This is a genomic window from Lutispora thermophila DSM 19022 (genome assembly GCF_900142105.1).
GTDB classification, from domain to species: domain Bacteria; phylum Bacillota; class Clostridia; order Lutisporales; family Lutisporaceae; genus Lutispora; species Lutispora thermophila.
This window is the reverse complement of sequence record NZ_FQZS01000033.1, coordinates 1-23,911: the sequence shown is the minus strand read 5'-3', so window position 1 is coordinate 23,911 and position 23,911 is coordinate 1. Positions and strand designations below refer to the sequence as shown.

Below are 23,911 nucleotides of genomic sequence, written 5' to 3'. Positions count from 1 at the left end.
TGCAGTTACTTTTCTTAACTGGTTATATCCCAAGCAGCTGCTCTGTCATCAATATTAGCAGAGGTGATTATAGCATCAGTTATGAAACCATCTATAGTTACAAGCATGTGTAGTTTATATCCCAGATATGTTTCCTTTTTGGATGCGTATTTACCATAAGTAGCACCAAATCCTTTAAACGTCTTATGAAAATGTGCTCTTCCAAACTTGCACACTGGAATAGGAATGCTGTCAATAATCCTGTATGGTTGGTTTACATGTTCTGTAAGAACAGAAATCTTCTTTCGGATTTCTTCTATCACTGCATGAAGGCTTCTTCTGGTTCTATTAAACCTAGACCTACTGCAGAGCCTTGGAAACAAGTCTCTCATATTCTTCTTACAGAAACCAAACCAGGCATTTTCTGAATCAATGGTTAGTAATTTAGCAACAATGCTTAAGGTAATTATTTCACTATCACTCATCTTAGAAGTATTGATATTACAACGATTTTTAATATGTGTTGGAGTAACTTCCTGGTAGATATCGTCAATTATGACATAAGAGACAGTTACAAAGTCTTTTAAATCTCCAATTTCTTTGATAAAATAGTTTCTATCAGACTCCAGCATATATGGTGACCCCTATTATTTTTGTAGCTATTAATAATAGGTTACATAATATGTTGGAGTTTTTCATTCGTAGATTTTTGGTAATTCAAAGCTAGCACAACGAGTTAATTTACTAAAATATGGTCAGCTGAATATCATTTATGTGACCTTGGGAGGAAAATAATTATGTCAAATAACAAAAATGAGGTTTTAGTTTTGTTAACAGACAGTTGGTGAGATTGGGAAGCAAGCTATGCCATTGCAGTGATAAATTCTTTTTCAGACTATGTGGTAAAGACAATCTCAGTTAATACCATTCCAAAAGTTTCAATGGGTGGTATCAAAGCGGAAGTTGATTATTGTATAGGTAGTTATCAAAACTTCCATAACCTTGCAATGATTATTCTTCCAGGTGGTTTTTCGTGGGAGGAAAACGATTATGATGAAATTGCGGGATTTATCCAAAGCGCTGTAAAGCTAGATATACCTATTGCCGCAATATGTGGGGCAACTACTTTTTTATGTAAACATGGTTTTCTTAACCAGGTTAAACATACAGGAGATTCTTTAGAACTACTTTTAAGTCAAAAGAATTATAGAGGGCAATCACTTTATGTTCCTGCTCAAGTAGTTGTTGATGGAGGTTTTATCACAGCAAATGAAACTGCCGCTGTTGAATTCGCTTATAACATATTCAAAATATTAAAAGTAGATAATGATGAAGAAATCGAACGATGGTATGACAACTTTAAAAATGGTGCTGTTCGTTAGATTGTGTAAATAATCTGAAGATGGAATGATGCACAATCTTCTAAATAAGCTATATATTATAGATATTTGTGTTTTATGATTTATAGCTTCAGTGGATAAGTGCGGACTAATAAATATTTAAACATGTGAGGAAATAATGAAGAAGGCTATAGTAATGGGATTGATGCTGTATCAGATGAAGGTAAAGCAACACATGAAAGTGCTGAGTAAATCTTCATGGAAAAAGATTTTAGAGAACGTTTCCTTGGTAAATATCCTGCAAGAAAAAACATTTTGAACGATGAGAAGCATGATTGGAGTATTTAAGTGAAAATAGCAGAAAAGTACAGGATTTGAGTACATACTTATATGGTAAAAAAGTTTCGGAAGTTGTTGTGGAGATTCTCATTTAGTCTAACTGCTTCAAAATTTGCAAAAGAAATTCTTGCAGCAGACATCAATTCATCAAACTCGAGTGATACGTAACAATGCTTGTGAAGGATCAAAGTGATTGAAGAAGCAGACGTATGGTTTATGCAAGGACTTTTCAAGAAAGCGAGCATTTTCCCTTTCCTAATTGCAATTCGAGACGCATTCTCTTACAATTATATCATATGGTATGATGTTTCATGCATTAAGAAACGATGTAGGTACATATGTCGCATGTATAGAAAAAATATGTATGAACAAACAGCTACACTATATATTTCTGAGGAGGATGCAGCATGAAAGAATCCATAAGCAAATACAGGGTTAAGAACATTAGAAATAAAGACTATGAACATAAATACCTGTCAAACAGTCAATTCTATAAGCTTCTCGATATGGTATATAACATTAATAACAATGGTGCTATTATTGACAGTCTGCTCAATGACCTTAAACAATATTCCAAATCCATTATTCCAGACCATATTGGTTTCAGAAATAAAATAGGTATTACAGCAAGGAGCCTGGATGACACAGATGCAAGATATCTGGGAGTTACAGATAATCTTGTTAAAATGACTATGGATAAAAAGCATGTCCTTTTATTATTATTTTATGCTTATTCGGATGTAATGGAGGGTTTGGAGGGTATAGGACAAAGAGAGATTAAAAACCATGCCAATGAAATTCGCATTATGTTTAACAAGTGGAAGCTGCTAGCAGGTCTGTACACAGATGAATCATTGGAACGGAGCGAGCAAAGCAGGAAAGCCATGAATAAACTATTGATTACCGATAAAGAAAAACTTATGGAGGAAATCACCGATGATATTGAAGAAGCAGATGGTTCAGAGATTACAGCTCGGCTTCAGATAGCTATTTCCAATAATCTATGTTCAGAAAGCAATTATCTGATGGGCGTGCTGTTGAACAGAAAAAAATACCTGCTTGAAGGTGAATATGAGTATTTACGTGCCTGTGTTTGCCTGAAATCCAATGAATACAAAGCTGCCATCAAATACGCCGACAAAGTACCAAAAAAGTCAAAGGATTTTGTTTAAAGCAGATATATTATATTGGAATCACTGGCGTTGCAAGGTGACTACCAACAGTTTCTAGCAAGACTCAAAGAAGCTGGTTCTTATCAAATGTCACCTTTTTATTTAATCCATCTTTCACAGGTGCTGTTGAGAAATATGGAAGATGATTTCGAACTGCAAAAACAAACTGCAGAAAATTGCCTGAAGCATATCTTAAGCTCGGGTAATGAAGTATATGTGGATATTGGCGATGCAGGTTGTAGAAAAGCATTGCGTTACAGAGCAAGATTGGCGTTGGAATTTTTTGAGGAAATCTCAAATGTGTTTAAATATTACGGGATTGAAAACATCACTGATCCTTCCTGCCTTGGTCCAAAGTGAAGGACTGTTCTTTCAGCACTTTCAATTGATGCTGAATACTTAAAGGGACTGATTGATGCTTTTTTTAAAGAAAAAACCTTCGAATACATTTATAAAAATATGTATATCCCTAAGGACCAATCACCTGCAAATACATATCTGGATTATGACTTGCTTTTTGAAATTCAATACAGGATTTCGGGAGTAGATGCATTTTTAGACACAATGTATAGAAATATCAATGCTATCAGATATTTCCCCGTGGATTACAGGAAAAAGTGGCTGTCAAGATTTTATGTAGATGCTCAGGTATCAAAATATAATAAACTAGACCAATTAGTCGGATTGATATCAGAGTATGACGACAAATTGGTAGATGAATTGGCAAATGATGTTGAGCGTGCCACAATACATAACATTCTAAGTGAAAATGGGAAGAAATTATTTATTTCGGCTAATTATCAACTGGATTTGGCCCTTGCTTCGGATTATGGTTGGAAGGATGCCGGAATGCTGTCATTGGCCTTTTTCAGGATTATTGAGAATGAGTTAAATACGCGTTTGATATCTCCGTTACTAGACAGTCTAAAGGATAGGGAAAAAAGTTATTATTATAAAGAGCTTAATAAGAGATCATTTAATAACAAGCAAAGTACAAAGGTCAATTCAGAAAAACTGGGCTCCTATTATCTGTTTGAGACTTTGAAACCGATACTGAAGCGATATAGGAAAAATGACGACAGGTGGGTGATGCTGGGACCTATGGAATTCTTTTTTAATTCCATGTCAAATAGGGTATCAACGCATGAATGCAACAAACCTGTATTAAATTACCTGAAAAGCAAATTAATCATGCTATTGACAGACAGAGGAATTGAAGCCATTGAGAATGATGAATTGGGTAACTTGTTTACATACAATATTCGTGATAAATATAGGAACCCTCCTGCTCACGCGCAGTACCTGCATATCAACACTGCTGTTGAGTGCAGAAAGTACGTTTATGATTGCCTTTTGAAGATCAATTCATGGATAAAGTGAGATAGAGAAATTTATAAAAGCAGAAAAGGAAGATTTATTTCTTTGAACAGCAAATTTTAAAAATCATAAAGCACTCATGAAAGGAATTCTCAAGAAGGTGAGAGAGCAAAGGGAAGCCTAGATGGTTACAATGAACTTGGGCGTGTGTATTGGAATAATGAGGCTTAAGTTGATTTTTTATACTCATAGCGCTTTGTGAACCTGGTCTTGGGGCAGCGTACCGAGAAATCTTTTTAGGCTACGACGGGATCTCCCGTTATAGAGATAAAGTATCGGAAGTTTTTTATTACCTGTACATGATGAGGTTCATTTCGCGAGGAATGGATAAACAAGGGTGGTAACACGAAGCATAGCTCTCGTCCCTAGATATTTATATTTGGGATGAGGGCTTTTATAATATAAAAAATGAAAAGAGGGATGACAATCAAGCATGTTTTAATCGGAGGAGCTTGGCCCTATGCTAATGGTTCACTTCATATTGGGAATATAGTGGCTTTGCTTCCTGGGGATGTTCTCGCAAGCTTTTGTGAGCATTGTCAAAAGGTGCTGACCGACGGCATGGTGTTCATGAAGGATTGAAGATTCCAGATATTTTTATACTTTTTCAACGCTTGATAAAAGAATCATTGAAGAAAGGAGTAAACTGAGTAAAGAAGAATGTTAAAACCGTAATACTGTTCACGGATTATATTCTCTCTTGTTTCTATTTCAAATAGATGATTTTATTGTTATAATCTTCCTATGGGCATCTTGATTATAAAAAATTATGACAATTGAATTGAGAGGAGAAGATGTATGAAAGTGATAGGAATATCAGGCAGTCCAAGAAAAGACGGAAACACAGAGATTTTAGTCAAGGAGGCACTTAAGCCTTTTTACGAAAAAGGATGGGAAGTAACCGAATTCTTTTTAAGCAGTAAAAGCATAAAACCGTGCATAGGCTGTGAAACCTGCAATGAGACTGGAACATGTGCTATTGAAGGTGATGATATGGGCTTTTTAATAAGTGAACTTGAAAATTGTGATGCTCTGATCATAGGGTCTCCTGCATATTATCGAAATGTAACGGCACAACTTAAAGCTTTGTTTGACAGAAGCTTTGTTATCAAAAACAGAAATTTATTAGCTGGGAAACCAGGAGGAGCTATTGCTGTAGGAAGAGGAGAAGGCGGAGGGCAAAGCCTTGTGCTTTCAATCATACATAATTTTTATTTATCATCAGGAGCACTTTGCGTTCCATGTGAAATAAATGGTTTATCTGCCAGAGCAGACAAGCCCGGAGATATTTTGAAGCAGGAAAAAAGACTGAGACAAGCAAGGGTATTGGGGGAGAATATTATCAAGTATTCAGAAATGATATGTAGAAGTTGAGCGATGAACTTGTCAATGGCCTTGAGATGGATTAAACATGATTTAGCAGGACAGCAAGATTGAAGTGTTACGGGTCATTTAAGGTCTCTCTAAGAAGAATATTCAACGTGAGCTCTTGTTGGCTGAAATTTACTGTAGAAATGTGAGGGTCTTTATTTTACTGGATTTGATGTAAAAATGTTGTAGAATAGTTGATATTTAAGGGTTACATAAAGCTCAAGAAGATAATAAGGCAAAATAAAAAATTTAGAACTTCAAATAGCAAATATACTATATTTCAAGTAGGTTCATGATTTTGAGAGGAGATCGCACAAAACAATCAAAGAGAAAAGGTGAATAAACGAAATGGATAAAATAAATAATATTTTGAGCTACTGGTATAACTTGGAGTTTTTTTCACCCTTTTGGCCGGAAAAAACACAGCATACAGTGTTTATTAATAGTGCGAATAAGAGAATACCTTGGATAGAAAAATCTGAAGCTGAATATACTTATGATATCTATTTAGGTAAAATTAAATCCCAAGATTTGATCATGGCTATGCTAGGCAGCATTGGTGAAAAAGATGATACTATAGAAAAAGATAGTTCGCTGTCATGTATCTGTGCTTTTAAATTGGCATCGGATGGAGTCTATATCGAGGAATCTTTTTCAATATCTGCTTTTGTGTGGGCAATGGCTAAAATAATCGCAGAGAAGAATTTGAGGACAGATTTAAGTACAGTTGAAATTGATAAATTGAATAGTGAGATGAATGACATCCTAATGTCTTTTGGAAAGAAGCTTGAATACAAGGATTTGGAGAAAATTTATAATATTGTTTTAGAAAAAATATTGCTTCATCTAGAGGATAATGCTTTTTTTGCAGTCATAAATAGAAAGCCTAACAGAAAGAAAAATGAGATGAGTAAAGATGATAGTAAGCAGAGACTGCAGGAAGATGAAAAAAATGATAATAATACAGATATGTTGTCGAGCTTTTATACATCAGATATTGATATGATCAGGCGAAAAATACATAAAGAGGATAAGATTGTAAAATATATTGATGCGCTTAATAATCCATCCACTTACCGTGTGGAAATAGATACTGATGTTTCCCAAATGAAAAAATGGCTAGCGCCAGAAAAATATCCTTTTGGTAAATGGCCCTCTAAGTATAGTCCTAGTTTGATGCAGCAAATCGCAATCAACATAGGTATATCAAATAATGAGTACTCTGGTGGTATTTTTTCGGTAAATGGTCCGCCGGGAACGGGTAAAACTACGCTTTTAAAAGAAATAATAGCTTCAAATATTGTGGAGAGAGCATTGCTATTGAGTGAATATCAGAGGCCGGATGATGCTTTCTTGCAACGCAATTTTGATTCTCATGAGAATGACCATTTAAAATACTATTATCAACCGGATTCGAAACTTGTTAAATTTGGTATTATTGTAGCGTCTAATAACAACGCAGCGGTTGAAAGTATTTCCAAAGAATTACCTATTGCTGAAGCAGTAGAAAACAGCAATACAAGGTTGTTTGATATTGAAAAAAATAAGGAGATTTATTTCACCGATATGGCTAAAACGCTTATGGGTAGTGATGAGGAATGCTGGGGATTGATTTCTGCCCGTTTGGGTAAGAAATCAAATATTGATGAACTAAAACAAGCTCTTTGGTTTAATAAGAAAAGTGTTAATTTACAGCAGCTATACAAAGAAGAACAGCCTGATTGGGAACAAGCTAAGGAAGATTTTATAAACAAGTATAATGAGGTCTTAAACTACCGCAACTTAATCCAAGAAGCAGTTGAAAATACTAATAAGCATGACCAAATAGTTCAAGAATATAATGATGCAAAAAATGAGATATCTACTGCAAAAAGAAAAATAACTGAGCAGGAAAATTTGATTAATCGAAAAATTGAAGAACAACAGAATATAAAGCATCAGATTGAAATGTTAACAGAAAATGGAAATATACTCCAGACTTTCTTGCTTGAAAAGGGTATTTTCCTTCTTATTGAAAAAGGATTCGCTTGTATTGAAATTTAGGCAAACAAAACATGAACTAGATAAAGCCACAATTAAACTTACAGATATTAACCAAGAATTAGACAATCTAAAAAGACAGTTGGATAAATTGAGGGCTAATCATGAAACTATACAGAAATATTTTGAAGAAAAAGAAAAAGCATATTTGAACAGTTGTGAATTAGTAAAAAGATATAAAGAGCAATTTGGTAATAACTTTGCTGATGAAGGTTTTTGGAAGGATATACAAAATAACGAAGTTTCACAATTAGCTTCCCCGTGGACTGATAAAAATTATGACACTCTCAGGGAAGAACTGTTCTACTATAGTTTAATGCTTCAAAAAGCATTTATTTTAAATTCAAAATCCGTGAAGCAAAATATCAATTGCCTTGTGAATATTTGGAATGGAAATTTTTCAGAAAAGGATAAAGCAACAAGCTATGTGCACCTGTTAAATACATTATTTTTAATTGTACCGGTAGTATCTACTACCTTTGCTTCAGTAGCTACATTCTTAAAATACATAGGCAAAAATGAATTAGGAACTTTAATAATTGATGAGGCAGGACAAGCTACTCCATATTCTGCATTAGGAGCTTTATGGCGTACAAGAAAAGCTATTATTGTTGGCGATCCATTGCAGGTAGAACCGGTTGTAACCATACCTAAAGAACTTTTAAAAAGATTTGCCAAAGAGTTTGAGATAGAGGGGCCATATAGTTCAGAAGAATCCTCTGTGCAAGTCTTAGCTGACAACATCAATCCGTATGGAGGATATCGCGAATATTCAAATGGCAAGAGATGGCTTGGATGCCCTCTAGTGATACATAGAAGATGCTTAGACCCAATGTTTACGATTTCCAATGCAGTGGCATATAATAACAGGATGTTCAATCGATCAGCGGAGCCCAAATCAGATGTAGTGCTTTTAATGAAAGAGTCTCTATGGATAAATATTAAGGGGAGAGAGAAGGGAGCAAAGGATCATTTTGTGTCGGCGCAGGGAAATAAGGCAATTGAGATGGTATTAGAGGCATTTGCGTTAAAAAACGATTTTCCAAGTTTGTATATCATCAGTCCATTTAAATCTGTTGTACGAAACATGAAAAGTTTGCTTAAAGAGCACATTTGCAGTAATTTCAAAGATTTTAATGAAGATGATATTAATGATTGGGTTGATAAATCTTGTGGAACTATTCATACATTTCAAGGGAAAGAAGCCAATGAAGTTATACTCATTCTTGGTTGTGACGAAAATGAGGGTATGGGAGCCGTACAATGGGCGAGTAGAAAACCCAATATACTTAACGTTGCAGTGACAAGAGCAAAATATCGAATTGCAATTATCGGTGACAGCAGTTTGTGGAGGAAATTTCCGAACTTTGATTTTGCATATAAAATTTTGAGTGGAGAGATGGAAAAAACATTAAGATAATCTTAAGGATTTTATAAGATTAAACCCACAAAACCACTTTCAATCCTCTGATATAATATCATGGGGATTTTGTGAAAGAAGGAGTTGGGAAAGAGAATGGCGTCAAATATTTTGGTAGTAGATGATGAGCAGTCTATTGCGGATTTGATTGAAGTATATTTAAAAAACGAAAATTATGATGTATTAAAGTTTTATAATGGGCAGGATGCATTAAAGTGTGTTGAAAACCAAAATATAGATTTAGCAATATTGGATGTTATGCTTCCGGATATAGACGGTTTTTCCATATGCCAAAAAATCCGTGAGAAGCATAAGTTTCCCATTATCATGCTGACTGCTAAAGAAGACGAGGTCGATAAAATTACTGGACTGACACTTGGAGCGGATGATTATGTAACAAAACCTTTTCGACCTTTGGAGTTGGTTGCACGTGTTAAGGCTCAGTTGCGAAGGTTTACCAAATACAATTCTTCGGAACCATTACGGGAGGAAAAACTGATCGCATTTGGAGGTTTGGTTTTAAACAAGGATACGCACGAGTGCATATTGAATGAAAGGCCTCTGTCTCTAACCCCCACAGAGTTTTCCATTCTATGGGTGCTGGCTTCCAAGCGAGGACGTGTTGTCAGTTCTGAAGAGTTGTTCTGCGAGGTGTGGGGTGAAAAATACTTTAGCAATAGTAATAACACAGTAATGGTTCATATTCGGCATTTAAGAGAAAAAATGCACGACAGTGCGGAACACCCCAAATATATTAAAACGGTATGGGGGGTTGGTTATACAATTGAAAAATGATAAAAAAAATGATTATGCGAAATTTAAAAGGAAAATATTTCTCCAAATGATCCTGATGGTCTTTTCTTCAACTGTAACTGTTTACTTCCTGCGTTTTTTTATTCAAAAAAACTTTAACGTTGGAGATATTGTCGTGCAATTTTTAAAGAATACATTTTTTTTAAGTGAAAGCGATGCAGTAATGCTTTATCGGTATGTATTCCTCCATAATATAGATGTAATCACATTTATAGCGATTATCATATTTCTTGTTGTTTTACTTAGATTTTCAATATCATGGTTTACTAAATATTTCGATGAAATCAGTGATGGAATGGACAGGCTTGTTTGGGAATCGAATGATGAAATTATATTATCATCGGAATTGGATTTCATGGAAAAGAAACTGAACCAGATAAAAAGCAACCTAGAAAAGCAAAAGAAAGCTGCGCTTGATGCAGAGCAACGTAAAAATGATTTGGTAGTTTATTTGGCTCATGACCTAAAGACACCTTTGACCTCTGTGATAGGATATTTAAGTCTTTTGGATGAAGCTCCTGACATGCCTCTTGATCAGAAAGCAAAATATGTAAGCATCACCTTGGAAAAGGCTTATCGATTAGAGCAGCTTATAAATGAGTTTTTTGAGATAACAAGATTTAATCTTCAAACCATCGTTCTGAACAAAGAAAAAATTAATTTGCTTTTTATGCTCCAGCAGATGGCGGATGAATTCTACCCAATGCTGACTCCACAGGGGAAGCGGATATCTGTTAATGTACCTGATGGGCTAACTCTGTGGGGAGATGCAGACAAACTGGCCCGTGTCTTTAATAATATTTTGAAAAATGCCATAGCATATAGCTACGAAAATAGCGTTATTGACATTTCAGCTATAAAGCAGGACGAAAATATCTTTATAACTTTTACAAATAAGGGAAATCCAATCCCACAGGCAAAGCTTGATACTATTTTTGAAAAATTTTATCGATTGGACTCTGCCCGTTCCACAAACACAGGAGGAGCAGGATTAGGACTGGCCATCGCTAAAGAAATTGTCAATGTACACAATGGAACAATCTCTGTGGAAAGCAATACAGAAAATACTAAATTTATAGTAAAGCTTCCACAATAGAAAAATTTCTGTTGTGGCTTATTGAAACAATGAGTCATTTTAAAACTCATAAACTGGAAGTTATTCGTTCTCATATAAAAAGTGGATTTTATACGTTTAAGGAAATCTTAAGAAATTCATAAGATGAAATTCCAACATAGCTCCTTATTTTGTGGTTGAATAATATCATCATAGAGTAAGGAGCTGTTCTTTTATGGTGCGAAAATCGATAAAGAAAAAATCAGGAATTGGCGTATCTGTAACGCTTTTAATTATGGTTGCCATTGCTACTGTTATTTGCAGTTATATCATGAATCTTGGAAATCGAAATATAGTTAAGAGAGAATATTACGATGAAATTTCGCCATATTCTTTTTTTTCGAAGATAAAATATTATATTACCGGTGATAGGATAATCTCGTTTTCTCCGTCGAAGACAAAACTTGATTTCTCTGTTTCTACATCTTTTGAAGGGCTGCACAGTCCTAATGCGATTTTGATACATTTGAAAGACCATGCCGTGATAATGGAAAAAAAAAGCGAAGAAAGAATCTATCCTGCTTCTCTGACTAAAATGATGACGGTAATTGTTGCCATAGAGAATTTACATGACATTAATGAAAAGGTCGAACTTACCAACTTTATGTTTCAGGGACTTTATGAAGCAAATGCATCAATGGCAGGTTTCCAACCGGGAGAACAGGTAAGAGCAATCGATTTGCTATACGGAGTAATGTTGCCTAGTGGTGCGGAATGCTGTATTGCAATTGCTGAACATATAGCGGGATCTGAGCGGAATTTTGTAAAATTAATGAATCAAAAGGCAGAAGAACTTGGTATGAAAAACACCCATTTTGAAAATACAACCGGACTTCACAATGAAAAACATTACACAACAGTGAAAGATTTGGCTGTTCTTCTAAGCTATGCATTGAAAAATGATACTTTTCGGGAGATTTTTACTACATTCCGTTATTCAACACCACCTACTAATAGGCACCCTGATGGAATAACCTTTTACAGTACTATGTATGAAAGACTTGGTGATCAAAACATTATTAATGGAGAAATATTAGGAGGAAAAACCGGATATACCGATAAAGCCGGCCTTTGCCTAGCGAGTCTCGCCAAAGTAGATAAGCAAGAATATATTCTTATTACAGCAGGTGCAAAGGGAAATCATCATTCAGAACAGTATAATATTACTGATGCACTGACAGTATATAACAGCATAAGAAGATAATAAGTTATCCATTATGCTTTAATTTCCGATGAAGCAGATCATTTTCACCAATTTGATATGCTTTCATAATGCTTGATAGTAAAAAGTAAAACTGTCAATTATAAAAAGGAACATATATTGATGTTAAAATACGTTATTAGATCCATCGCACAACTGTAGCAATGGATACAGCTTCATTGCCAGTTATCAATCAGTACCATTCACTTACAGATGAGAGTGACATCGGTAAATGGTCCCAAGATGCAGTAAAAGGCATTGCACAGGAGGTATTATGATTGGCAAGGAAAGCTGCAAGTTCGATCCAGAGGGCAACGTCAGAGCAGAAGTTGCTGAGACATTAAGGCGCTTTGTGGAGCATGTCGCAAGATAGGTTATGGAAAATGAAACAGCGAGGTGGTTGAGGCTGCCTCGCTGTTTTATTTGTGAACAATTATGTTTGTATGCGATGGAATTGTCAGGCTGTGCAAAAACTATGAGATTGGTCAACATAGGAGCTTCTTTATTCATACTTAAATTTGCTTATCAATTCCATAAGCCCTTGTGCAAGTTGTGACAAATATAAAGAGGAAGATGCTATTTCCTCCATATAGGCGTTTTGTTCTTCAGCTGTGGCAGAGACTTCTTCTGTTCCTGCGGCAGTTTGCTGTGCAATGGCTGAAAGATTTTCTATCACGCCAACAATTTCATCTTTTTTAAGAGTCATTTTTTCACCGGCACTAAATAAGTTTTCAACATTATCATTTATACATTGTATTGCATGAGCCAATGATTCGAAAATTCTTTCTGTCTCATCCACTGATTGTGCCTGTGATCCAAACATTTTGTTAACTGTTTCCATTAATTTAACTGTATTATCTGATTGGAGCTGGAGTTTTTTCACCAATTCTGTTATTTCATTAGTAAACATGGATGATTGTTCTGCAAGCTTACTGGTTTCTTTAGCAACTACTGCAAAGCCTTTTCCAGCTTCACCTGCCCTGGCGGATTCTATGGCAGCATTAAGAGCCAGAAGATGGATTTGCTCAGCAATTGAAGAAATTGTATCAGTAACGGTACCTATTCTTATTACATTGTTGCTATACTCTAATATGGCTTTATATATTGCTTCTATTGCTTCAGTACTTTCTTTTGTGTTAGATGTAAGATTTTTGACAATTTCAGTACCCTTATTTTTGAGGTCATTTGCTTTCTCCGTTTCAGAACTCAAAATTCCGGATGCGTTTAATACAACATCTATGTTTTGAGACAGTTCATTTATTTTAGCAACACCATTTTCAGTATCTTTTGCTTGTTCCGATGTGCTTTCAGCTATTTCTCCAATGGTCTTTGCAATTTCTTCCGATGCATTAGCAGACTGCTGGGAATTAGACATCCATTCCTCTGATGTATGAGTAAGCTGTTTTGCAGAAACTGATATTTGAGATATCATATAATTCAGGTTTTTTATCATTTTGTCCATACTGATATAGAGAGTGGCGATTTCATCTTTCCCTCTGGAGTATTTTTGCATCGCTTTCTGCTGTTCTGCTGACAAAACCAAATCGTTATCTGAAATTCTTTTTGAAATATCTGATATGCATTCGATTCTTTTAACCAATAACCTAATTACGAAATAAGTTATGCAAGCACCAATTATGACTATAAGGCATATAAACAATATGATATTTGCAATAAGGGTGTTTACGGAAGCAAGAACCTCATTTTCAGACTGCTTGCATATAATATACCAATTGGTTCCTGGTATTTGCTTATAGGATGCATAAACTTTAGTATTGGTAAGGTTATCATTATATAGGCTTACTTTCTCTCCATCAATGCCATTTAAAGCACTTGCCACAATTTCATTGTCCTTAATGTTCTTCAATGTAGTGTCCTTAAAAAACTCATCATTGGGGTGGGCAACCAGATTACCGTTTTTGTCAACTATATATGCTTCCCCTGTTTTCCCAAACTGTAGCTTTTTAGTAATTTGGCTTAACTTATCAAGGGTTAAGGCACCTATATAAATACCAGTAATATTATTGGAGCTGTCCATTATTGGAGTGGAAATTGCGATAACTGGTTTCCCTATGGAAGCACTTACATAGGCTTCGCTTACATAAGTAGCTTTGGTACTTACTGCGCCTTCATACCAGTCTCTGGTTGAAAAACCTGTGTTAAAAGCGTCTTCTGATATCTTTAGCTGTACTTCGCATGGTTCTAAAACTACATTTTTGGCAAGATCAGGAGTAAAGGTTTCAAGATATGCAAAGTCTTTATAATCCTTCAATATTTGTTGAAAATAAGCTCTCTGAGCCAATCCTTGTTTATCGGATAAGCCTCTGAATTCCTCTTTGATATCCCCATACTCGCTGGTATCCTTTACTTGTTCTGAATTACCTGTAAAGGTAATTACGTTCTTATAGTAGTCTATATAGTCCTGTACGGTGATCATAAAACTGTCAATTAGGAGTTCTTGTCGCTCAATTAATCCGCCTTTTGTAGTATTGATTGTGCTAACAATACAGAAAATGCCAATAAACACACTTGTGAAAAACAGCATAGCTACGACACCTGCTACATACTTTGTCTTTAAACTTGCTTTCAATTTAACACGCCCTTTCGTAATTATGTCAATTTACTGCAACAATGCTTGTTGTGCTAGTTTTCCCTTACCAAAATTCGCGAAAAAAAGCTCTAGCATATTATGAGATCTATCATTAATATTCATAAAGTGATAGGGGCCCACATATATGCTGGAGCTTGATATAAGTTATCCTATAAAAGTTGTAGGTTAAAAGACTTTATGACTGCCGTTTGTGCAATAATTACTGCAATGTGATACTGATATTATACTGTATTGATGTTAAGCAATATTGTGTTTATTGATGCTATGTAACGATTAATACCATGAAAAATTGCTGCTATGTAATTATTTTTAACATCATATTGCTGCTGTGCAATAATTAACGACGTATACCGGAAGATCAATCCAACACATATTAAAATCATTGTAATGTAATAATTCTAAGATGATTGATAGTGAGTTAGTGGTGTAAATCAAAATCAAAAATCGAAGAGTTATTATGTAAGATGTTTAATCCACATGGCAATGATATGTCATGGAATTATACCCCTAATGATTGGTATAATATTCCTCCCAATAAATCAATTTACCTAGCACAAGAAGCTAATAATACAAAATTCAACAAATTATTTTAAAATCCTTCATATTTTGATAAATTTTGCATGAATTTTTATGTTAAGATTAAGATGAAGCAGCAATGTTGCATAGTTTTAAGACAAATTTTCAAATATCGAGCATAGTAGCATAGATGTCTCGCTAAGATCTCAAGGTAGAAAGTTTCTTTGTTCCAGTTTATGGTCAAATTGACATTATGGGTATTTTTGAATAAAATACAATATGTATCTATTAAATCAAAAATTGCTTGGTTGTTCAGTAGGGCATAAAGGAAGGGAAGTTGTTGATATGAATAAATACATTATCGCATTTTTCCTTTTTAGTTTTCTTGGTTGGGTATGGGAAAGTATATATTGTACAATACGTGATCATAAGTGGGCTAACCGTGGATTTCTTTATGGTCCCATCTGTCCCATTTATGGATTCGGATCGATATTAGGTTTTTTTATCTATGACTTGGTAAAAACCGGTCATCTGCCGAGTATCAAATGGTGGATGATTTTTATTCTTGGTTTTATTATAAGCATGGTTTTAGAATATCCTACATCATGGGCTCTTGAGAAATTGTTTAATGCAAGGTGGTGGGATTATAGTGATGTTCCTCTGAATATCAACGGCAGGACAAGTGTGCCTACATCTATTGCCTTTGGTTTTGCCTCAATATTGGTGATGAGAGTCTTGATTCCTTTTTCGGATAGGGGACTAAGCTATTTATCTGATACTCTATCAAACATATTGGCTCTTATTCTTGTTTCAATCATATCTATAGATGCTACATTAACTATATCTGCATTGACGGATTTTCAAAAACGCGTTGCTTCCATAGATGAGGGATTCCAAAATCATATGGCGGATATTGTAAATCGAGTTTATGGCAATCAAAATTCCTATTACCATAAAGTAATTCAGCGCATTGCAGTTTTTAAACTTCCAGAGCGTAAGAAAAGGATAGCCAAGCAGCTTCGTCAAAAACAATTTATGGAACTCATTAAAGATTTTTATAAATCTGATGTAGTAAAACAGATGGATGAGTATATTCAGCATGGTACAACTACAACATTGGAGCATTGTGAAAATGTGGCATGGATTAGTTATCTGATTAATGAAAAGCTGCATCTTAACGCAGATGAAAAGGAACTGATAGAAGCAGCCATGCTTCACGATTTATACCTATATGACTGGCATGTTCCTGATCCTTCTCGAAAATTGCATGGTTTTACTCATCCCGATATTGCATGTGAAAATGCGGTAAAATACTTTGATATATCAGATAAAGAACAAGAAGCAATACGCAGCCATATGTGGCCATTGACTATTACAAAAATCCCAAAAAGTAAGGAAGCCATGATCATATGCTTCGCAGACAAATATTGTGCTCTTATCGAAGCAATTCGTTTGAATAAACGTTTTGGATTAAGACATTAAAAAGTGCCAACTGCTAAACAAGCAGATGGCACTTTTTTCAAGAAAATGATTGATTTTATTAGTAATAATGTCTTTTTTGAGATTATTTGGTACATATAGTCAATAATCTTCTTGAATCAGCAATATTGGAAATTGACTTTGAAAAGTAAAGGAATAGAATAATAATTGATTATTAGCACTCTATTGAAATGAGTGCTAACATCAGGTGATTTTTATGAAACTTTAATGTATTCCACTGGCTGTTGCGTGATGAAGCTGTTGAAATCAATAAATATAATGATGACTCATATTGGTGATAGCTTGCTGTTTCACTTATCTTGGTTTGTCATGAAGCTGCTTATATCAGTAAGCAGTTAGAAAATACAAATGTAAAGGAGGAGCTGAAAGTTATGCAAGTTAAGCCATTGGGAGCAAGAGTTTTACTTAAAGAAATCGAAAACGAGGAGACCACAAAGAGCGGTATTGTTCTGCCTTCAAATGCCAAGGAAAAGACATATATGGCAGAAGTAATTGAAGTGGGTCCTGGAGAGATAAAGGACGGTAAGAAAATCGAGATGGAAGTAAAGAAAGGTGACAAGGTACTCCACAGTAAATATGCGGGTACTGAAATAAAACTGGATGATCAGAAATACCTGATAGTAAGACAAGATGATATTTTAGCAATCATAGATTAAGGGAGGGTGAACTGATATGGCAGTGAAAACCATAGCCTATGATATTGATGCTAGAAAATCAATCGAAAGCGGAGTTAATAAACTGGCGGATACTGTCAAGGTTACATTGGGACCAAAGGGAAGAAATGTAGTACTAGAAAAAAAATATGGTTCTCCTATAATCACTAATGATGGTGTTACCATAGCAAAAGAAATCGAGCTTAATGATCCGTATGAGAATATGGGAGCCCAGCTTGTTAAGGAAGTGGCTAGCAAAACAAATGATGTTGCAGGAGATGGTACCACTACAGCAACAATTCTGGCTCAGACCATTATTCGAGAGGGTTTGAAAAACATAGCTGCTGGAGCCAATCCAATAATATTGAAAAAAGGTATAGAGAAAGCTACTGAGAAAGCAGTTGAGGTTATAAAGAGCAATAGCCAGAAAGTAAAAGGAAAGCATGACATGGCTTTTGTAGCAACTATTTCCTCAGGTGATGAAACAATAGGCAATCTCATTGCCGATGCTATGGAAAAGGTTACGGCGGAAGGTGTTATCACCATTGAAGAAAACAAAACTTCTGATACTGTTATAGAGGTAGTTGAAGGAATGCAGTTTGACAGGGGATATATTTCTCCCTATATGGTTACAGACAGCGATAAAATGGAAGCAGTATTGGAAGATCCATATATATTGATTACAGATAAGAAAATAAGCAATGCCCATGATCTGTTGCCGGCCCTTGAGCTGATAGTAAAGAACGGCGGCAAGATGCTTTTGATTGCAGAAGATGTAGAAGGTGATGCTTTGGCAACACTGGTGGTAAACAAATTGAAAGGCACCTTTACAGCCATTGCTGTAAAAGCCCCGGGCTTTGGTGACAGGCGTAAGGAAATGCTACGTGATATAGCTATTTTGACAGGCGGACAAGTCATATCCGATGAAATGGGCATGGATATTAAGGATGTCAAGCTTGAATGGTTTGGCAAGGCTAAGACAGTAAAAGTACAGAAGGAAAACACTATAATCGTCGGCGGTGCAGGAAATCAGAAAGAAATAAAGGATAGGATTGAATCCATAAAGAAGCAAATAGAGATTACAACCTCAAATTATGACAAGGAAAAACTCAATGAAAGATTGGCAAAGCTGGCTGGTGGTGTGGCAGTAATCCGTGTAGGTGCTGCAACGGAAACAGAAATGAAAGAAAAGAAATACAGAGTAGAAGATGCTCTTAATGCAACCAGGGCAGCTGTAGAGGAAGGAATTGTACCTGGTGGTGGTACTGCATATATAAATGCAATACCAGAGGTATCAAAGCTAGTAGATACTCTTCATGGAGACGAAAAGACAGGAGCTGCAATTATCCTGAGAGCACTGGAAGAACCTCTTCGTCAGATAGTTATCAATGCAGGCCTCGACGGTTCTGTCATTGTTGAGAAGGTTAAGAACAGTGAAAAAGGAATTGGCTTTGATGCAGTAAAGGAAGAATATGTTGATATGGTTGAAGCAGGCATAATAGACCCTGTAAAAGTTACACGTTCAGCTTTACAGAATGCTGCTTCGGTAGCAGCTATGGTTCTCACAACTGAAAGCGCTGTAGCTGAGAAGAAAGAGGAAAAGAAAGGTCCTTCTATGCCGTCACCAGATATGGACTATTAAAATTAGGCAAAAGGTACTTCCTTTTGCCTTTTATATAAAGGAAGAGGGAGTTAATCTTGACAAGAAATACTTTTCAAGGACTCCCTTCTTTCCAATATTAATTATGTCCATTATAAGAAAATGTGATGCAAGTTGATAGTGTGCATGGCTATGGAATTATAGATCCACAGCTTTTGCATTAAGCACTTATACTGTAATACAGCAGTTCCATTTGAGAGGTGATTAAATGGAAAAGTGCCTATTATCAGTAGACTGGGATTATTTTATCTACATAAAAAAGTATTGTTGGGGGTCATATATAGAAAATGACAAGAGTCTCATGGACCTTTGGTATAAAAGATATATCCAAGAGAAGGTTAAGGGAAGAGATATTGAAAAGTCATTTAAGCTTTCCCCTGAGGTGGACACATTCTGGGAGAAAATCAAGAAACGTTTTCAAATTTCAAAAGATATAAAAGTTTATGTTTCAGACTCTCATGCTTTGTCCTATGATGTAGCAAAAGAAAACGATTGCAGAATAGTTTACTTGTTTGATTCACATGCCGATCTTGGTTATGGCGGACTAACATCATTAAACTTTGAGGTCAATTGCTCCAACTGGCTCGGGAAGCTTCTAAAGGATAAATTAATCAAAGAAGCCAATATTATATATAGTTCATATACAACAGAAAAACCAGAGCATTTTAAGCCCATGAACAGCATTTATAATGTCAGATACTTAGATTATAATGGTTTGAATGAAAACATTAAGGTGGACATAATTCATATATGCAGGTCCGGTGCATGGACTCCTCCATGGTTAGACGATAAGTTCAACCAATTTATTGATGATTTAGGTATTCCATGTGAAATTGCAGACTGTCCTGCAAGAAAATGGGATACCATGAATATAAGCTTTTCAGATCAGATTAATTACATGATGGCATGAGTCCATATGATATATGCAGACCAACCCTATTTTGGATTTGAGTCTGCATTTTATTTTTATAATGCCAATGTTGCTCATGCAGGTGGCAGTGCTTTGCACAAGAAATAATGTCAGAAAGCAGTTTCAACTTTTTTAAACCAAAGGATTAACATTTTGTGTAAGGGACTAAAATTTTGATAAGCAGCCAAAAATTAGCTGCTTTTATCTTTTACGATATGATGAAAATTGTATAAATATGACGAAATAAGGATAAATGAATCACAAAAAGTTGAAATGTGACAAAAATGTTGGTATTATAATATACACTGAGATACTAGGACTATAGATCTATTACCTGGGTATAAAAAGTAAAAATTATTTAAGGGCAAACCTGTCGAAAGGCAGGGACGCAAAGCCAAGGGCCTAAAGAAAAATGAATTCAATGGCAGCCGGTTGCAATGGAGTCCCACGTGCAATTAGCGCTGAGGGACTTTAATTATGCAAGAAAACATAAATTTCTATAATTTATACTTTCTAAATGTGTTTCTTAGCAATTCTAAATGAAGGGAAGCTATATGCTTCTTTGAATTATAGAATTGCTAATCGGTTTTGCAATAAAAACGGATGAAAGGCTTCCTTGGTTGTTATAAAAGCTTCTATGGGAAGTCTTTTTATATGCTCAATTCAATAAGGATTAATCTTTGGATTAATGAAACAGCATTTTTATTGGATTGTTTAAACTTTAGATTAAATGGAGGAAATCGTTGTTGCTTCTTTTTTAGGGGGATGATATCTGAGCAAGTGGTTATCTTTTTTTAATAACGGAAATTATGTTACTAATATGCAACTGAAATGAGGTGGTTTGATGTGAACGATCTGTTAGAGAGTCAATATGTAGTATGTGAGTTAGCAGATGAAAAATATGCATTAGGAATCAGTGATGTTTACGAAATCATTAAAATGAAGAAGATTACAGTCATACATAACAGCAAGCCTTTTTTGGAAGGAGTTATCAACCTGAGAGGTAAGATTGTTCCAATCGTCAATTTACATAAGAGGTTAGAAGTCAAAAATTATACTCCTACTAAATCAACCCGTGTCGTTATATTGAAAAGCAGAGGAGAAATGGTTGGGGTAATAGTCGATAAGGTGAATCAGGTTATCAGATTTACAGATATACAAGCTGCTCCAGAAACAGTAGCAGGCATCGATGGTGATTATTTTGAAGGATTAGGAGTCACTGAAGAAGGTGTCATCAGCATCTTAAAAATTGATAAAGTGCTTTATGAATAAAGCTGGAGGAGGTGTTTTATGGAAAGCATATATGATAATCCAGAGATGATAAGGGCTTTTATTGATGAATTAGAAGAACAGCTTCAGCTTCTTGAAGAAAATATTTTGGAATTGGAATGCTGTGGCGAAAGTCCAGATGTTATTCAAGAGATTTTCCGTGTTGCTCATACACTGAAAGGTTCTTCATCAGCAATGGGGTTTGAAAAAATGAAAATCTTGACCCATGAGATGGAAAATGTGTTGGATAAAATTCGTAATCATCATCTAAAAGCAACAAAACCAGTGATAAATGTCCTTTTCCAATGCTTGGATCATCTGAGATTGCTAAAGGAAGACTTTTTAACAGACCGAAAAGATATCAAGACTGATACATCTTCGGTTTTACATCAATTAGAGAAGATAATGTTAGGAGAATACCAGAAGAATGAAAATGCAGACAGCAAGGATAGTGAAGAATCGGTACAACAAGATAAACCAACTAAGTTCATACTTGATATTGAGCAACAAATACAGATTGAGCAGGCTGTGCATTCGGGTTATAACATTCTTGTTTGTGAAGTAAGGCTCGAAAAAGAAAGTTTGATGAAATCAGCCCGTGCTTATTTGATTATGAACCATTTGAATCAAATAGGAACAGTAGTCCAAGTTGAACCCGATATTCTAGAAAATGGAAATGATTTATTAAGAGATGAAATATACTACTTGCTATTATCCCAACAGGATGGCAAGACAATTGAGTCAAAAGTTATAAATGAGCTTACTGAGATAGAGAGTATAAGAGTATATCCATTTTCTTGGGATATGTCAAAGCAGCAGTCTTTAACGGCAGGTTTTATTAAACCTGAAGCTGACAATAATGCAAATGCAAAAACTGCAGATATTGAAAGAAAAGTTAATCAGACAGTTAGAGTGGATGTAGAACGACTTGAGAAAATGATGGATTTGGTAGGAGAGTTGGTTATTGAACGGACTAGAATCGCTCAAGTGGGAAGCATATTGCACGAGCGTTATTCATCAGATAATACTATCGAAGAGCTAATAGGAATATCAAATCAGGTATCAAGAGTAACCAATGAACTACAGGAGATAGTTTTAAAGACAAGGATGCTGCCCATAAAGCAACTATTTGGTCGATTCCCACGTTTGGTCAGGGATCTGGCAGAAGCCTTAAACAAGGAAGTTAAATTGATCATGGAAGGTGAAGAGACTGAGCTGGACAAAACGATTATAGAAGATATATCTGATCCCTTAATTCATATTATCAGGAATGCAGTGGACCATGGGATTGAGTCCCCGGAGGAACGTATAAGACTTGGCAAACCTCCGACAGGTACTTTACATATTAGTGCTTATCATCAGGAAAACAATGTTATTCTTATAGTTCAGGATGATGGTGCTGGAATTGATTTAGACAAAGTAAAAGAATCCGCTGTAAAAAAGCAGATCATTACCGCACAAGAAGCAGCTTCACTTACGGAGAATGAAATCATATCTTTAATATTCTATTCCGGTTTTTCCACATCTTCTACAGTAAATGATATTTCAGGACGGGGAGTAGGGATGGATATTGTAAAGAACCATGTGGATAAGCTGAATGGAATTATTGAGGTAGAAACAAAAAAGGGAGAAGGGACAAAGTTCATTATAAAGCTTCCTCTTACTTTAGCTATCCTTACAGGGCTTTTGGTTAGGATAAACGATGAAATCTATGCTTTGCCAATGAGCAATGTAATTGAAATAGTGCGGAAGCCTGTGGAAGAGATAGAAACAGTAAAAGGACAAGCTATTACAGTTATTAGGGACAGAATACTCCCGCTTGTTTGGCTTCATGACTATTTTAAGATTCCAAGAAAGAAAAAGAAGAAAAACAACTTTATCGTGGTTTTGGGAGTAGCAGAGAAAAGGCTCGGACTAGTAGTTGATGAACTTGTTGGGAATCAGGAAATTGTTGTAAAGCCACTAGGTTCCTACATTGGTAAAGTGAACACCTTTTCAGGAGCCACTATTCTTGGCGATGGAAGCGTAGCATGTATTTTAGACGTTGCAGGAGTTGCAAAGATGGTAGGAAGCATAAGAGCATCTAAAGCAGATGAAGAATAGTCACATGAAGGTTGAGCTTAACTTTAAGAAGTGAAAATGAAGCAATTTCTAGTTAAGAACTATATGTAGTTATATGAAAGAATAAAAACGAAGGAAAAAAATAAAAAGCATAGGGGGCATAATTAATGGGATTTAAAAAGAACATGGCGATAAAGTTTATGGAGAGTTCAGGACTTTCAGAAAAGAAGCATATAGCAGTTAAAGCGGCAAAAAAGTTCGGTGAAAAACTAAAGGATATTGCTAATGTAGCGGAAGAGGTGGCAAAAAGTACAAATGAGCAATCAGTAACGGTTAAATCATCATCCCAAATTTTAGGAGAGCTATCAACTTCAATTAATGGTGTGGCCAGAAATGCTGAACAGTTAACGGAAATTATCATGCAGGCCAATAAATCTTTAGAAGAAGTGGCTTCCAGCATTAACCAGGTAGCAGGGAACAGTGAAAGCACAGCCAGTTCCGTAGAGCAGATATCAGCTTCAATCGAACAGATGAGCAAATCCATCAAGGGAGTTGCAGGGAACGC

Annotated in this window: 17 protein-coding genes, 4 pseudogenes and 1 riboswitch; of the genes and pseudogenes, 19 read left to right on the top strand and 2 right to left on the bottom strand. The window is 35.4% G+C overall.

All coding sequences use genetic code 11. From position 1 onward, the window contains the following. Window positions 1-23: 23 nt before the first annotated feature. A pseudogene (locus BUB48_RS16130) lies at window positions 24-611 on the bottom strand (IS982 family transposase); the annotation flags it as partial. Between the two features lie 228 nt (window positions 612-839). Here BUB48_RS16130 and BUB48_RS16125 point away from each other — a divergent pair. The 12 genes and pseudogenes from BUB48_RS16125 to BUB48_RS18195 all read left to right on the top strand — a co-directional run. Then, a pseudogene (locus BUB48_RS16125) lies at window positions 840-1,361 on the top strand (DJ-1/PfpI family protein); the annotation flags it as partial. Between the two features lie 704 nt (window positions 1,362-2,065). Further along, a complete protein-coding gene (locus tag BUB48_RS16115) occupies window positions 2,066-2,830 on the top strand; it encodes a hypothetical protein (protein WP_073027690.1) in 765 nt (254 codons plus the stop codon). A 15-nt stretch (window positions 2,831-2,845) separates the two neighbouring features. After that, window positions 2,846-3,190: a hypothetical protein gene (locus tag BUB48_RS16110; RefSeq protein WP_073027687.1), complete on the top strand. Its 345-nt coding sequence runs from the start codon at window positions 2,846-2,848 to the stop codon at window positions 3,188-3,190. Between the two features lie 150 nt (window positions 3,191-3,340). Beyond that, a complete protein-coding gene (locus BUB48_RS16105; RefSeq protein ID WP_139250017.1) occupies window positions 3,341-4,210 on the top strand; it encodes a hypothetical protein in 870 nt (289 codons plus the stop codon). A 417-nt stretch (window positions 4,211-4,627) separates the two neighbouring features. Further along, a pseudogene (locus tag BUB48_RS17835) lies at window positions 4,628-4,735 on the top strand (class I tRNA ligase family protein); the annotation flags it as partial. Between the two features lie 270 nt (window positions 4,736-5,005). Next, window positions 5,006-5,581, top strand: coding sequence for a flavodoxin family protein (locus tag BUB48_RS16095; RefSeq protein ID WP_073027681.1), 576 nt, complete (start codon window positions 5,006-5,008; stop codon window positions 5,579-5,581). A 345-nt stretch (window positions 5,582-5,926) separates the two neighbouring features. Beyond that, window positions 5,927-7,621, top strand: a complete 1,695-nt coding sequence (locus tag BUB48_RS16090; RefSeq protein ID WP_073027679.1) for a hypothetical protein — start codon at window positions 5,927-5,929, stop codon at window positions 7,619-7,621. Then, window positions 7,611-9,038, top strand: coding sequence for a DEAD/DEAH box helicase (locus BUB48_RS16085; RefSeq protein ID WP_073027676.1), 1,428 nt, complete (start codon window positions 7,611-7,613; stop codon window positions 9,036-9,038). Before BUB48_RS16090 ends, BUB48_RS16085 begins: the two co-directional genes overlap by 11 nt. A 96-nt stretch (window positions 9,039-9,134) precedes the next feature. Beyond that, window positions 9,135-9,833, top strand: coding sequence for a VanR-ABDEGLN family response regulator transcription factor (gene vanR, locus BUB48_RS16080; protein ID WP_073027673.1), 699 nt, complete (start codon window positions 9,135-9,137; stop codon window positions 9,831-9,833). Next, the gene (vanS, locus tag BUB48_RS16075; protein ID WP_139250016.1) at window positions 9,811-10,947 is read left to right on the top strand and encodes a vancomycin resistance histidine kinase VanS; all 1,137 of its coding nucleotides are present in this window, start codon (window positions 9,811-9,813) and stop codon (window positions 10,945-10,947) included. Before vanR ends, vanS begins: the two co-directional genes overlap by 23 nt. Window positions 10,948-11,140: 193 nt before the next feature. After that, window positions 11,141-12,169 (top strand): D-alanyl-D-alanine carboxypeptidase family protein, encoded by a 1,029-nt coding sequence (locus BUB48_RS16070; RefSeq protein ID WP_073027669.1) that lies wholly within the window; start codon window positions 11,141-11,143, stop codon window positions 12,167-12,169. 229 nt (window positions 12,170-12,398) lie between these two features. Beyond that, window positions 12,399-12,539, top strand: a complete 141-nt coding sequence (locus BUB48_RS18195; protein WP_175548449.1) for a hypothetical protein — start codon at window positions 12,399-12,401, stop codon at window positions 12,537-12,539. 129 nt (window positions 12,540-12,668) lie between these two features. Here the strand turns inward: BUB48_RS18195 and BUB48_RS16065 are convergent, their stop codons facing one another. Then, window positions 12,669-14,756 (bottom strand): methyl-accepting chemotaxis protein, encoded by a 2,088-nt coding sequence (locus tag BUB48_RS16065; RefSeq protein WP_073027666.1) that lies wholly within the window; start codon window positions 14,754-14,756, stop codon window positions 12,669-12,671. A gap of 882 nt (window positions 14,757-15,638) precedes the next feature. Between BUB48_RS16065 and BUB48_RS16060 the strand changes: the two genes are divergently transcribed. The 7 genes and pseudogenes from BUB48_RS16060 to BUB48_RS16030 form a co-directional block, all read left to right on the top strand. Next, complete coding sequence (locus BUB48_RS16060; RefSeq protein WP_073027664.1) at window positions 15,639-16,775, top strand: putative ABC transporter permease; 1,137 nt, start codon at window positions 15,639-15,641, stop codon at window positions 16,773-16,775. Window positions 16,776-17,164: 389 nt separating this feature from the next. Next, the gene (locus BUB48_RS16055; protein ID WP_073027661.1) at window positions 17,165-17,449 is read left to right on the top strand and encodes a co-chaperone GroES; all 285 of its coding nucleotides are present in this window, start codon (window positions 17,165-17,167) and stop codon (window positions 17,447-17,449) included. 16 nt (window positions 17,450-17,465) lie between these two features. After that, a complete protein-coding gene (gene groL, locus BUB48_RS16050; protein WP_073027659.1) occupies window positions 17,466-19,088 on the top strand; it encodes a chaperonin GroEL in 1,623 nt (540 codons plus the stop codon). Window positions 19,089-19,314: 226 nt separating this feature from the next. After that, window positions 19,315-20,016, top strand: a complete 702-nt coding sequence (locus tag BUB48_RS16045; RefSeq protein ID WP_073027657.1) for an arginase — start codon at window positions 19,315-19,317, stop codon at window positions 20,014-20,016. A 353-nt stretch (window positions 20,017-20,369) separates the two neighbouring features. Further along, window positions 20,370-20,456: riboswitch (cyclic di-GMP riboswitch) on the top strand. A gap of 406 nt (window positions 20,457-20,862) precedes the next feature. Then, on the top strand, window positions 20,863-21,288 hold the full coding sequence (locus BUB48_RS16040; RefSeq protein WP_175548448.1) for a chemotaxis protein CheW: 426 nt from the start codon (window positions 20,863-20,865) through the stop codon (window positions 21,286-21,288). Window positions 21,289-21,306: 18 nt separating this feature from the next. Beyond that, entirely contained in the window at window positions 21,307-23,388 is a 2,082-nt protein-coding gene (locus tag BUB48_RS16035) for a chemotaxis protein CheA (RefSeq protein ID WP_073027652.1), read from the top strand. 125 nt (window positions 23,389-23,513) lie between these two features. Then, window positions 23,514-23,911 (top strand): annotated as a pseudogene (locus tag BUB48_RS16030) (methyl-accepting chemotaxis protein); the annotation flags it as partial.